Origin of the sequence: Citrobacter sp. wls708 (genome assembly GCF_005281255.1) — a bacterium.
Taxonomy (GTDB): Bacteria; Pseudomonadota; Gammaproteobacteria; order Enterobacterales; family Enterobacteriaceae; genus Citrobacter; species Citrobacter werkmanii.
The window spans coordinates 234,396-247,248 of record NZ_SZXE01000043.1 but is presented as its reverse complement, the minus strand read 5'-3'; the positions used below and the strand labels follow the sequence as shown (position 1 = coordinate 247,248).

General features: G+C 52.6%; 11 protein-coding genes. 6 read left to right on the top strand and 5 right to left on the bottom strand.

From position 1 onward, the window contains the following. Positions 1–36: 36 nt before the first annotated feature. Together FDW97_RS22415 and FDW97_RS22410 are read left to right on the top strand one after the other, a co-directional pair. Entirely contained in the window at positions 37–2,229 is a 2,193-nt protein-coding gene (locus FDW97_RS22415) for a type I secretion system permease/ATPase (RefSeq protein ID WP_249359810.1), read from the top strand. Then, positions 2,216–3,589: an HlyD family type I secretion periplasmic adaptor subunit gene (locus FDW97_RS22410; protein WP_087856931.1), complete on the top strand. Its 1,374-nt coding sequence runs from the start codon at positions 2,216–2,218 to the stop codon at positions 3,587–3,589. Before FDW97_RS22415 ends, FDW97_RS22410 begins: the two co-directional genes overlap by 14 nt. A 41-nt stretch (positions 3,590–3,630) precedes the next feature. Here the strand turns inward: FDW97_RS22410 and FDW97_RS22405 are convergent, their stop codons facing one another. Next, complete coding sequence (locus FDW97_RS22405; RefSeq protein WP_249359809.1) at positions 3,631–4,188, bottom strand: helix-turn-helix domain-containing protein; 558 nt, start codon at positions 4,186–4,188, stop codon at positions 3,631–3,633. 450 nt (positions 4,189–4,638) lie between these two features. Here FDW97_RS22405 and FDW97_RS22400 point away from each other — a divergent pair, with 450 nt between their 5' ends. The 3 genes from FDW97_RS22400 (at position 4,639) to mutS (ending at position 8,783) form a co-directional block, all read left to right on the top strand. Continuing rightward, positions 4,639–5,469 (top strand): winged helix-turn-helix domain-containing protein, encoded by an 831-nt coding sequence (locus FDW97_RS22400; RefSeq protein ID WP_249359808.1) that lies wholly within the window; start codon positions 4,639–4,641, stop codon positions 5,467–5,469. Next, a complete protein-coding gene (locus FDW97_RS22395) occupies positions 5,469–5,987 on the top strand; it encodes a hypothetical protein (RefSeq protein ID WP_110497003.1) in 519 nt (172 codons plus the stop codon). Before FDW97_RS22400 ends, FDW97_RS22395 begins: the two co-directional genes overlap by 1 nt. Positions 5,988–6,221: 234 nt before the next feature. Beyond that, positions 6,222–8,783, top strand: a complete 2,562-nt coding sequence (mutS, locus tag FDW97_RS22390; RefSeq protein ID WP_137351639.1) for a DNA mismatch repair protein MutS — start codon at positions 6,222–6,224, stop codon at positions 8,781–8,783. 45 nt (positions 8,784–8,828) lie between these two features. Here mutS and FDW97_RS22385 read toward each other — a convergent pair whose 3' ends face one another. Genes FDW97_RS22385 through FDW97_RS22375 form a run of 3 tightly spaced genes read right to left on the bottom strand, consistent with a single transcriptional unit; the run spans position 8,829 to position 11,096 of the window. Further along, positions 8,829–9,065, bottom strand: coding sequence for a non-oxidative hydroxyarylic acid decarboxylases subunit D (locus FDW97_RS22385; RefSeq protein ID WP_038633131.1), 237 nt, complete (start codon positions 9,063–9,065; stop codon positions 8,829–8,831). Positions 9,066–9,075: 10 nt separating this feature from the next. Beyond that, positions 9,076–10,503 carry a non-oxidative hydroxyarylic acid decarboxylases subunit C gene (locus tag FDW97_RS22380; protein WP_038633134.1) on the bottom strand — a complete coding sequence of 476 codons (1,428 nt, stop codon included), beginning with the start codon at positions 10,501–10,503 and terminating at the stop codon, positions 9,076–9,078. After that, the gene (locus FDW97_RS22375) at positions 10,503–11,096 is read right to left on the bottom strand and encodes a non-oxidative hydroxyarylic acid decarboxylases subunit B (RefSeq protein WP_038633137.1); all 594 of its coding nucleotides are present in this window, start codon (positions 11,094–11,096) and stop codon (positions 10,503–10,505) included. The genes FDW97_RS22380 and FDW97_RS22375 overlap by 1 nt, the downstream gene beginning before the upstream one ends. A 158-nt stretch (positions 11,097–11,254) precedes the next feature. Here FDW97_RS22375 and FDW97_RS22370 point away from each other — a divergent pair, with 158 nt between their 5' ends. Next, complete coding sequence (locus tag FDW97_RS22370; RefSeq protein ID WP_038633140.1) at positions 11,255–11,659, top strand: MarR family winged helix-turn-helix transcriptional regulator; 405 nt, start codon at positions 11,255–11,257, stop codon at positions 11,657–11,659. A gap of 144 nt (positions 11,660–11,803) precedes the next feature. On the opposite strand, the gene rpoS is transcribed toward FDW97_RS22370, so the two are convergent. Further along, positions 11,804–12,796: an RNA polymerase sigma factor RpoS gene (rpoS, locus tag FDW97_RS22365; RefSeq protein ID WP_000081498.1), complete on the bottom strand. Its 993-nt coding sequence runs from the start codon at positions 12,794–12,796 to the stop codon at positions 11,804–11,806. Positions 12,797–12,853: the final 57 nt, after the last annotated feature.

The following is a 12,853-nucleotide window of genomic DNA, read 5'->3' as shown; positions in this document are numbered from 1 at the left end:
TTATTTCAACGTGCACGGTCAGAAATGGTTGCGAAAATGAGTGCACAAGCTGAATTATTAAATGAAGTATCCGGGAATTATGCTTCTCCTAATTCTCAACATCACGATCCCCGCAGTTATAATGACGATCCGCTATTAGATAGCTTACTCATTCTGTGTGCGTTGCACGGTAAACCGGCGAGCCGTTCAACATTAAGCAGTGGGTTGCCATTAGAAAACGATCGGCTCACGCTGAATATATTTCCACGCGCGGCGGCAAGGGCCGGTTTAAAGGCGCGGATTGTCACGCGCGCACTCGATAAAATTCCGGCCATGTCTCTGCCTGCAGTCCTGTTACTGCGTTGTGGCGGAACCGGAGTATTACTGGCATGGAACGACGACGGCAGCGCCCGCTTTATGCCCAGCGAAAGCGAAGGTGGGGAGATTTGCGTCGATGTCGCCACGCTTGAACAAAGCTATGCCGGTAAAGTGATTTTTGCTCATCCGCGCCACGAATTCGATTTGCAGGCGGAAGCTTTTCTGCCACGTACCAAATCCTGGTTTAAAGACACCCTGAAGCTGTCACGTTTCCTGTATATGGATGCGGTGCTGGCCAGCCTGCTGATCAACCTGATTGCGCTCGGCACGCCGCTCTTCACCATGAACGTCTATGACCGGGTCGTACCTAACCAGGCAACGGTCACGCTGTGGGTGTTGGCGGTCGGTATCTGCCTGGCTTTTGTTTTTGATCTGATATTGAAAATGCTGCGCGGTATCTGCCTTGATATTGCGGGCAAAAAAAGCGATCTCATCATCTCCTCAACGCTGTTTGAGCGCATTATCGGCATGGAGATGAAAGAACGTCCGGCGCGGGTGGGCAGCTTTGCGCAGAATATTCACGAGTTTCAGTCGCTGCGTGATTTCCTCTCATCACTTACGCTGACGACGATTATCGATCTGCCCTTCACCCTGCTGCTGCTGATCGTTATCGGGATTATCGGCGGTGCGCTGGCCTGGATCCCGCTCCTGACGCTGCCGATTGCTTTGTTGTGCAGTTGGGCGTTACAAAAACCGGTCAACGCGGCAGTCACTAAAACCATGAGTCTCGCCAGCGAACGCCAGGCATTGCTGATTGAAACCCTGAGCAGCCTGGATGCCATCAAAGTGAACAATGCCCAGAGCGAACGCCAGTTTCAGTGGGAACAAACGCTGGGTAGCCTGAGTCGCCTCGAGCTACGGGTGAAAACGTTGTCCAGCCTGGCGAGCAACCTGACCGGCTGGTTCCAGCAAATCTCCGGGGTGGTGATGATTATCGTCGGGGTGTACATGATTATCGGCGGCAAACTGAGTATGGGGGGACTTATCGCTTGCTACATGCTCAACGGCCGGGCATTAATGCCGCTGGGTCAGTTAACCGGCCTTATCGCCCGTTATCAGCAGGCGAAGCTCACCATCAAAAATACCGAGAAAATGATGTCGCTGGCGCAGGAGCGTCGCGCGGATGAAAATCCGCTCAAACGTGAGCAGCTACAGGGCAGCATAGAATTTCGCGATGTCGATTTCAGCTACCCGGAACAACAGAACCTGTCGCTGCAAAAAATTAATCTGACCATTCAGCCCGGGGAACGAATCGGCATCATCGGACGCAGTGGTTCCGGTAAAAGTTCGCTCAGCAAACTGCTGGTCAATCTGTACCAGCCCAGCGCCGGAAATATTCTGATCGACGGTATCGATTCTCGTCAGTTGGATGTGAACGATCTGCGCCACAGCATCGGCTACGTGCCGCAGGATATCCAGTTGTTCAATGGCACGCTACGCGACAATTTGCTGTGCGGCGCGCGTTATATCGATGACGAAACCATGCTGCGGGCAGCAGAACTGGCCGGCGTCAACGATTTTGCGCGCTTGCATCCTGACGGCTATAACCTGCAGGTTGGCGAGCGCGGCTCCCGACTTTCCGGTGGACAGCGGCAGGCGGTAGCGCTGGCACGCGCGCTTTTGCTGGATCCGCCTCTTCTGTTACTGGATGAACCCACCAGCTCGATGGACAACACCAGCGAGGAGAAGATCAAACACGCGCTGGTCCCCTGCATCGCGGGCAAAACGTTATTACTGGTTACGCACCGCGCTTCCATGCTGTCGCTGGTTGACCGCCTGATTATTGTCGATAAAGGACGCATCATCGCGGATGGCCCGAAAGCTGTGGTGATGGATGCGTTGAAAAAGGGGCAGATTAATGCATCTCGCTGATTTCCTGGCTCGTGCCCGCCGCGCTATGCAGCACTATTTTCATGGCCGTGATGAAAATCAAACTGACAGTATCAATGAAGTCAGCCAGGCCATTATTGATGACTCCCCGAGAGTGATTCGACTGACGCTGTGGACGATCCTCGCGCTGGTGGTGTTGTCTTTCGTGTGGGCTGGCTTTGCGAAAATCGATGAAGTCACCCGCGGGGAAGGTAAAGCGATCCCGTCATCCAAACTGCAAAAGATCCAGAACCTGGAAGGTGGGATCGTCACCGAACTGTATGTGCACGAAGGGCAAATTGTTAACCCCGGAACGCCGTTGCTGCATCTGGATGATACGCGCTTTGCCTCTAACGTCGGCGAAACAGAAGCGGATAAACTCGGCCTGCGGGCAAAAGTTGAGCGCCTGACGGCGGAAGTTGAAAACCGGGACTTTGCTATTTCCCCAGAGATTGCCAGCAAAGCGCCGGATGTCGCGCGGGGAGAAACTGAACTGTACAACAGCCGCCGGGAGCAGTTTCACAACGAAATATCCGGACTTGAAGAACAGTTGGTGCAGAAAAAACAGGAGTTGCGCGACTTTGAATCGAAAGAAGAGCAGTTTAAGCACAGCCTCGGGTTAATACGCCAGGAAATCAAAATGTCCGAGCCGCTGCTCGCCTCGGGCGCCATTTCGAAAGTGGAATTACTGCGCCTGCGTCGTACCGAAGTGGAAACCGCCGGGCAGCTCAACTCTATTAGTTTGTCGCTGCCCAAAGCCGCGTCAGAAATTAAAGAGATTGAGAATAAAATCGGCGAGAGTCGAGGCCGCTTCCAGAGCGATGCGCTGGCTCAACTCAACGAGGCCCGTACCAACCTGAGCAAAACCCAGGCCAGCGTAAAAGCGCTGGAAGACCGGGTGAATCGTACCATGGTCACTTCACCGGTGCGCGGTATCGTCCAGCAGGTGATGGTGAATACCATCGGCGGCGTCATCCAGCCTGGCAGCGATCTGGTAGAAATCGTTCCGTTGGATGACAAGCTGTTAATCGAAGCCAAAATACAGCCGCGCGATATTGCCTTTCTCCATCCGGGTCAGCATGCAATGGTGAAATTTACGGCCTACGATTACACCATCTATGGCGGTCTGCAGGGCGAGGTGGTGCAGATAAGTCCGGACACCGTCACCGATAAACAGGGGCGAAGCTTTTACATTGTTCGCCTGCAAACGGACAAAAACTACCTGGGAACGAAAGAGCATCCGATGCTGATAATCCCAGGCATGGTAGCAAGTGTCGATATTCTCACTGGCAGGAAAACGATTCTCAGCTATCTGTTAAAACCGATTATTCGCGCTCGCGCGGAGGCACTCAGAGAACGTTAAGCGTCTGCGCTCCCTTTTATCATGTCAGGGAGCGCATAAATTTATAACGGAGTACAGAAGGAAAGTTTTCCCCGGTTTAACGTGATTTTCCCGTCATTAACCAGTTCCTGTAAAACCTTGTGGATGGCGCTGCGGGAGATATGATTACGGGTCAAAATAAAGGTATACACGGACGTTTTCTCACGCACCTCAGGTTCCATCGACCAAATAAATTTTACGTGTTCAATAATCTGCTCACGAATGGTGCGATGCGACTGCAACGCTTCACGCTGAAAATAGCGTTGCAGGTGATGCGTTAAGATATCAAACGCCTGCTTCCATAAGTTTTTAGCGGTAAACAAATGATCGGCGTTCTGCACGCTCATTGCCCACATTTCACAATCGGTATCGCAACGTAAATAGTGTCCGGCGACTTCAGTGCGCATTTGCGGCAAACCGAGTATGGCCGGAGCAGAAATACTCACGGTTACCAGATCATTTTCCACACGATAAACAGAGACGGTCCCTTTCTCCAGAAACAAGATATTTCCATCAACCTTCAGATCAATACGCTGGCGTTTTTTGCGTAACGACAGCCAGGCATTATCTGACTTCTTCATTTCATCACCCACAAGTACTACAGCATTTTCAATTTCTTTCTGGAACATGGGACTCTCTACCGCAAATTATGGCTTTATCAAAATTCACTTAGCATCAAAAATAAATGTCAGCCCTCAAGAAAGCTGACATTTATCCCTCTTCTACATCTGCCACCGGCATTCCCTGGTGCCGTGGGCGCGTTCAGACACATGCTGTTTTCGCGTGGTGGCGTCAGGCAGTATATTGCGCTGTCCATAAAGAATTAATGGCAATCATCTTTGCCGCCATTATTTCATCTTTCTCTTCTTTGCAAGGTAGCCAAAAAGACACAATCCATTGATTTATATATGGTTTATTTTTATTAAAAAAGTTATCATTGTTGTTATATTATGATACTAATTTGAAACACTTCGCGATTTTCGTTGTAGGATCGGGGCCATGCTGGTAGCTATTATGGGCTAAGTGGTATCATGGCTTACCAGCCACCTGGCGCATTATCAAGAGTAGAGACTACTATGTCTGAGACTGGCAATGTCAGTTATCTGATTGAAAATAAAATAATATTTACGCCAGCCACACAATGTCTGGCGCGAGTAGCTCAACCCAATCAGCAGATAAAACTCAAACACTCAGCGTCATTATGTCTTTTATTACTTATTCAGCATCGCGGCCAGGTGGTTTCACAAAACGAACTGCTGGAGTTTGGCTGGGGTAAAAACCATCGTCAGGTTAGTTTCAATGCCTTTTATCAAAGCATTCTCTCCCTGCGCAAAAGTTTGCTACAGCTGGATCTGGAGCAACCGCTAATCACAACCATCCCTCGCAAGGGGTTGATTATCCAGGAATCGTTTGACATTCAGACGATTGAGACGCCAGAGGGGATCTCTTCTTCAGGTGAAGAGTCCGTGGCCCCGGATACCGTTATAGAAGATCTGTTGCCCGGGACACCGCGTCAATCTTTGTTCACCACCGCAGAAATAATCATAGTGACGCTGACTCTTATAATTTGCGCGCTTATATTATACCCATGGCAGGCCAGCGATGATTATTTTTCCAACTATATCACGGTCAGCAAAACGCCCACTGACTGTCAGTATTACTTTAACAATGATGCCAGTAATTTCTCCCGGCATACGGCGTTTATCAACAACAATCCGGGATTGTGTCAGAGCAATAAATTCATTTATATTACGACCTATCCTGAGTCAAAGAAATTGTCCGTGCTTGTATGTCGCTCACCGATGAAAGCCAGGCAAGACAACGCCTGTCAGTCGGTTTATTACCCCCGGTATGATAGCTAATGAATTTATATCCCCGAACGTCCCGCATCCGGACAGGTGTAATCCTGCTGATCTGTTTTGCTGCGCTCATGGTTACTGCCGTCTATCGGTTCAGTAAAAACACAGGTGAACGTCATAATCTGACCTGTCGTTCAGCCATCGAAATAGTACGTAATACAAGCTCATTTCGTGGGATTATTGATATTAAAATCGGCGGGAGTAAAGGCATTGTGAATGTTGATGGTATCATCAAAGATGCCAGAAATAATGAGCAAACCGTGCAACGCATGGTCCTGTTTACACAATCCAGCTACGGCTCAAGTCCGGTCTGGATTTCACAGAAAATACAAATATCCAATCGCGAAACGGCCCCCGCCAGCCTTATTCAGGAACTGCTCCCCGACTTTTTCCTGACCAATACCAGCGTATCCAACGTCGATTATTTTGCGCTAAATAGCAAGACGTATCTGATTACCAAAGAAGGGATCCCCTACCTGTACTGCCAGAATTATGCGTTGCCGCAAAATGAAAAATTATAAGCTTTCTGGAGGCTCAACCTACGAGGGAATGCCAGAGGATAAATTTATGATTCTCCCCTCTCCAGAATACATTGTCATCGTCTGAGTCGCCCCGGAGCGGAATCTGGATCGAGAAGTCATCCTTCCCCGCTTTCCCTGAAAAGCATATCTCCGTTATCATGTGCATCTTATGTGATAACAACGAAAACAAGAATATCGCAAACCATTGAAAATCAGGGAACTGGACACAACTCCATGAGTACAATCGATAATCTCGACGCCCACACCCCAATGATGCAGCAGTATCTCAAGCTGAAAGCTCAGCACCCGGAAATACTGCTGTTTTACCGCATGGGCGACTTTTATGAACTGTTTTATGACGATGCGAAACGCGCGTCTCAGCTGCTTGATATCTCCCTGACTAAGCGCGGCGCATCCGCAGGCGAGCCCATCCCAATGGCGGGTATTCCCCACCATGCGGTAGAAAACTACCTTGCCAAGCTGGTCAATCAAGGGGAATCCGTCGCTATTTGCGAACAGATTGGCGATCCGGCCACCAGCAAAGGACCGGTGGAGCGTAAAGTTGTGCGCATCGTTACGCCCGGCACCATCAGTGATGAAGCGCTGTTACAGGAGCGCCAGGACAACCTGCTGGCCGCCGTCTGGCAGGACAGCAAAGGCTACGGCTATGCCACGCTGGACATCAGCTCCGGGCGTTTTCGCGTTAGCGAGCCTGCCGACCGCGAGACCATGGCCGCCGAACTGCAGCGTACTAACCCGGCTGAACTGCTGTATGCCGAAGATTTTGCAGAAACCTCACTGATTGAAGGGCGTCGCGGCCTGCGCCGCCGTCCGCTGTGGGAATTTGAAATTGATACTGCCCGTCAGCAGTTAAATCTGCAGTTTGGCACACGAGACCTGATTGGCTTTGGCGTTGAGAACGCCCCGCGCGGATTATGCGCTGCTGGCTGCCTGCTGCAATATGTGAAAGATACCCAGCGTACCTCACTGCCGCATATTCGTTCCATCACCATGGAGCGTCAGCAGGACAGCATCATTATGGATGCCGCCCCCCGCCGCAATCTGGAGATCACCCAGAACCTGGCTGGCGGCGTTGAAAACACATTGGCTTCGGTACTCGACTGCACCGTAACACCGATGGGCAGCCGTATGCTCAAGCGCTGGCTGCATATGCCGGTCCGCGACACCAAAATCCTCACTGAACGCCAACAAACCATCGGCGCGTTACAGGATATCACCAGCGAATTGCAACCCGTACTGCGTCAGGTCGGCGATCTGGAACGCATTCTTGCGCGTCTCGCTCTGCGTACCGCGCGCCCGCGCGATCTGGCCCGCATGCGCCACGCTTTCCAGCAACTCCCTGAACTACGCGCGCAACTGGAAAACGTAGACAGCGCCCCGGTGCAGATACTGCGTGAGAAAATGGGGGAGTTTGCGGAGCTGCGTGAACTGCTGGAACGCGCCGTCGTGGAAGCTCCACCGGTGCTGGTACGCGACGGCGGCGTCATCGCGTCTGGCTATAACGAAGAGCTGGACGAGTGGCGAGCGCTGGCCGATGGCGCAACCGACTACCTCGACAGACTGGAGATCCGCGAGCGCGAACGCACGGGTCTTGATACGCTGAAAGTCGGATTCAACGCCGTTCACGGATACTACATTCAGATCAGTCGTGGACAGAGCCATCTGGCGCCAATTAATTACGTGCGTCGCCAGACGTTGAAAAACGCTGAACGCTACATTATTCCAGAACTGAAAGAGTATGAAGACAAAGTTCTGACGTCCAAAGGTAAGGCGCTGGCACTGGAAAAACAGCTATACGACGAGCTGTTCGATCTGCTGCTGCCGCATCTGGCTGATTTACAACAGAGCGCCAGCGCGCTGGCTGAACTGGACGTCCTGGTCAACCTCGCAGAACGTGCTTATACGTTGAATTACACCTGTCCGATCTTCACCGATAAACCCGGCATTCGCATTACCGAGGGCCGTCACCCGGTGGTGGAGCAGGTACTGACAGAGCCGTTTATCGCCAACCCGCTCAACCTTTCCCCACAGCGCCGGATGCTGATCATCACCGGGCCGAACATGGGGGGGAAAAGTACCTATATGCGCCAGACCGCATTGATTGCGCTGCTGGCGTATATCGGCAGCTATGTCCCGGCACAAAAAGTCGAGATAGGGCCTATCGACCGTATATTTACCCGCGTTGGCGCGGCGGATGATCTGGCATCCGGTCGTTCCACCTTCATGGTTGAGATGACCGAAACCGCCAACATTCTGCATAATGCTACCGAAAACAGCCTGGTGCTGATGGATGAGATTGGACGCGGCACTTCAACCTACGACGGTCTGTCGCTGGCTTGGGCGTGCGCAGAAAATCTGGCGAATAAAATCAAAGCATTAACATTGTTCGCCACCCACTACTTCGAACTGACTCAGTTACCGGAGAAGATGGAAGGCGTCGCGAATGTACATCTGGACGCGTTAGAGCATGGCGATACCATCGCCTTTATGCACAGCGTACAGGATGGCGCGGCGAGCAAGAGCTATGGCCTGGCGGTAGCAGCCCTGGCAGGTGTGCCGAAAGAGGTCATAAAACGTGCGCGGCAAAAACTGCGCGAACTGGAAAGCATCGCGCCGAATGTTGCCGCAACCCAGGTCGATGGTACACAGATGTCGCTGCTTTCGGTTGCGGAAGAAACATCTCCCGCCGTTGAAGCGCTGGAAAATCTCGACCCGGATTCACTCACGCCTCGCCAGGCACTGGAATGGATCTATCGGTTAAAAAGTCTGGTGTAACGCCGTTGTGCCGGGTACGGTTTCGCCGCACCCGGCATTTTTTGATTAACGCTTATCTTCCGCCAGCAGCGGCGGGATACTTGGCACCATTGGCGCATCGTCGATATCTTTCTGCGTCATGCGAAACGCTTGCGGATAATGCTCGCGGCTGGTACGGCGTAGCGGCTCGGTATTACGCCAGGTGTACAGACAATGCTGGCACTGATATACGGTCCAGACACCTTTTACCGGCGAGTTCGCCATCACTTCAATATGTTCATCGGCACAACGTGGACAAATCATCTGCTACTCCTTATTTACGGTTGGCCAGCATGGCGGTCAGCTTTTCAGCCCAGGCTTTTGTTTCCGGTAAATCACATACCGGTTGGCTGTAATGACCTCGGTTATCCGGTGCAACCGGTGTCGTGGCATCGATGATGAGCTTGTCGGTAATCCCCGCCGGACTGGAACCGGGATCAAGTTCCAGCACCGACATATTCGGCAGTTGCACCAGATCGCCCGCCGGATTGACCTTCGAGGAGAGCGCCCACATCACCTGCGGCAGGTTGAACGGGTCAACGTCTTCATCAACCATAATCACCATCTTCACGTAACCCAGGCCGTGCGGCGTGGTCATAGCACGCAGCCCCACCGCGCGGGCAAAGCCGCCGTAGCGTTTTTTGGTGGAAATAATCGCCAGCAGTCCGTGGGTGTACATGGCGTTCACCGCCTGCACTTCCGGGAATTCGGCTTTCAATTGTTGATAAAGCGGTACGCAGGTCGCCGGGCCCATCAGGTAGTCGATTTCGGTCCACGGCATACCGAGATAGAGTGATTCAAAAATAGGTTTGCTGCGATAAGAGACTTTATCGATACGCACCACGGTCATATTGCGTCCACCGGAATAGTGGCCGGTAAACTCGCCAAACGGACCTTCGATTTCGCGTTTACGGCTTTCAATGACCCCTTCGAGGATCACTTCAGAGCCCCACGGTACGTCAAAACCGGTGAGCGGCGCGGTAGCGATCGGGTACGGGCTTTCACGCAGCGCTCCCGCCATCTCGTATTCAGACTGATCGTATTTCAGCGGCGTGGCGCCCATCAAAGTGATGATAGGATCATTACCCAGCGTGATGGCAATCGGCAAATCTTCACCGCGCTCTTCCGCTTTATGCAGGTGCAGCGCGATATCATGCATTGGCACCGGTTGCAGACCGAGCTTACGTTTGCCCTTCACTTCCATGCGGTAGATGCCGACGTTCTGTTTGCCGAAGTTGTCCCGATCCAGCGGATCGCGCGACACCACGCAGGCTTTATCCAGGTAGAAACCGCCGTCGCCATCGTTCAGGCGAAACAGCGGCAGAATGTCGAAAAGATTAATGTCTTCGCCGTCGACGGTATTTTCAGCCCATGCCGGGTTCGCACGACGTTCCGGGGCAACCGGAAATTTATCCCAGCGACGGATAAACTCATCAATCTGTTTTTTCACCGGGGTATTTGGTGGCAGACCTAAAGAGATGGCGTGATTCTGCCATGAACCGATGGTGTTCATCGCCACGCGGGCATCGGTAAAACCGCGAATATTGTCAAACCACAGCGCAGGCGCGCCATCACCAATACGCCCGGTCGCATTGGCCGCCGCCGCCAGATCCGGCTCGGCGTTAACTTCCTCACTGATTTTCAGCAATTGTCCCTGGTCGTCCAGCGCCTGCAAAAAGCTGCGCAAATCATCAAATGCCATTATTCGTTCTCCTGTGCAAAATTCTGCGCCTGTCGTAATCCCTGCCAACGACGGGCGTTAGGGTGTTCAAGCCCAAACTGGTCGAGCACACGCGCGACAATGTGCTGGGTGATGTCATCGACCGTTTGCGGATGGTTGTAAAACGCGGGCATTGGCGGGACCATCGCCACGCCCATGCGGGAAAGCGCGAGCATGTTTTCCAGATGGATGGTGCTGAGCGGCATTTCACGCGGTACCAGCACCAGTTTGCGCCCTTCTTTCAGCACCACGTCTGCGGCGCGCCCCACCAGCCCTTCCGCGTAACCTGCGCGAATACCGGCCAGCGTTTTCATGCTGCAGGGGATAATGATCATGCCGTCAGTACGAAACGATCCGGACGAGATGGTCGCGGCCTGGTCCGCGGGGTTGTGGCAATAGTCTGCCAGTGCGGATACATCGCGGACGCTGTACGGCGTTTCCAGCTCAATGGTCGTTTTTGCCCATTTCGACAGCACCAGATGGGTTTCCACCCCCGGCATTTCCCGCAGCGCCTGTAGTAGCGACACGCCGAGCGGTGCGCCGGTAGCCCCCGTCATTCCTACGATCAGTCTCATTCAATTCCTCAATTTGTTCGTGTACGAACATTTTGATTAAAATACTCCCACAATTCATTGTGGGCAAGGCCACCGCGCACGGATAGCTAAAACAGCGATGGTTAAAAAAGGAGGCGTAACCCGCTATGATAGAGACTGACCGATATCCCGGAGCTCTCATGCCGTTACGCAATAAAGCATTTCATCTTTTACGTCAGCTTTTTCAGCAGCATACGGCTCGCTGGCAACATGAGTTACCAGAGCTAACCAAACCGCAGTACGCGGTGATGCGTGCCATTGCCGAACAGCCCGGCATTGAACAGGTCGCCCTGATGGAGGCAGCGGTCTGCACCAAAGCCACACTTGCGGAAATGCTGAGCCGGATGGAAAAGCGTGGGCTGGTCAGGCGGGATCACGACCCTGCGGATAAGCGTCGGCGGTTTGTTTATTTGACTGCGCAAGGAGAAGCATTATTGGCCAGCGCAACCCCGGTAGGAGATCGCGTGGATGATGAGTTTCTGGGCAGACTGAGCGAGGAAGAGCGCAAACAGTTTACTCAACTGGTGCGTAAGATGATGGGATAATCGTTCGGATGGCGGTTTTGGGTGATGTCTTTGTAGGCCCGATAAGCAAAGCGCCATCGGACAATATGTGCCGACCAATAAGCGGTAGCGCTAAAGAAAAAGGCCAGTCTCGATGAGACTGGCCTTTCTTGATGGAACTTGTGCTTACTCGCGGAACAGCGCTTCGATATTCAGCCCCTGAGTCTGCAGAATTTCGCGCAGACGACGCAGGCCTTCAACCTGAATCTGACGAACACGTTCACGCGTAAGACCGATTTCGCGGCCCACATCTTCCAGTGTCGCAGCTTCATACCCCAGCAGACCGAAACGACGTGCCAGCACCTCACGCTGTTTGGCGTTCAGTTCGAACAGCCATTTGACGATGCTCTGTTTCATATCATCGTCTTGCGTGGTGTCTTCCGGGCCGTTTTCTTTTTCATCGGCCAGGATGTCCAGCAACGCTTTTTCGGAATCGCCACCCAGCGGGGTGTCTACCGAGGTAATGCGCTCGTTGAGTCGGAGCATACGGCTGACGTCATCAACCGGTTTATCCAGTTGTTCAGCAATCTCTTCTGCGCTCGGTTCGTGGTCCAGTTTATGCGACAACTCACGCGCGGTACGCAGATAGACGTTCAGCTCTTTTACAATGTGAATCGGCAGTCGGATCGTACGGGTTTGGTTCATAATAGCCCGTTCGATCGTCTGACGGATCCACCACGTTGCGTATGTTGAGAAGCGGAACCCGCGTTCCGGGTCAAACTTCTCGACGGCACGGATAAGCCCCAGATTGCCCTCTTCAATCAGGTCCAGCAATGCCAGACCGCGATTGCCATAACGGCGAGCAATTTTCACCACCAGACGCAGGTTACTTTCAATCATGCGGCGGCGAGAGGCGACATCTCCACGCAGTGCGCGACGCGCAAAATAAACTTCTTCTTCGGCTGTTAACAGTGGTGAATAACCAATCTCACCAAGGTAAAGCTGAGTCGCGTCCAACACACGCTGTGTGGCCCCCTGCGATAACAGCTCTTCTTCAGCCAGGTCGTTATCACTGGGTTCCTCTTCACTCAAGGCTTTCTCATCAAAAGCCTCTACTCCGTTCTCATCAAATTCCGCATCTTCATTTAAATCATGAACTTTCAGCGTATTCTGACTCATAAAGGTGGCTCCTACCCGTGATCCCTAACGGAACTAGCAAGTGAAAGCCTGGTTCCG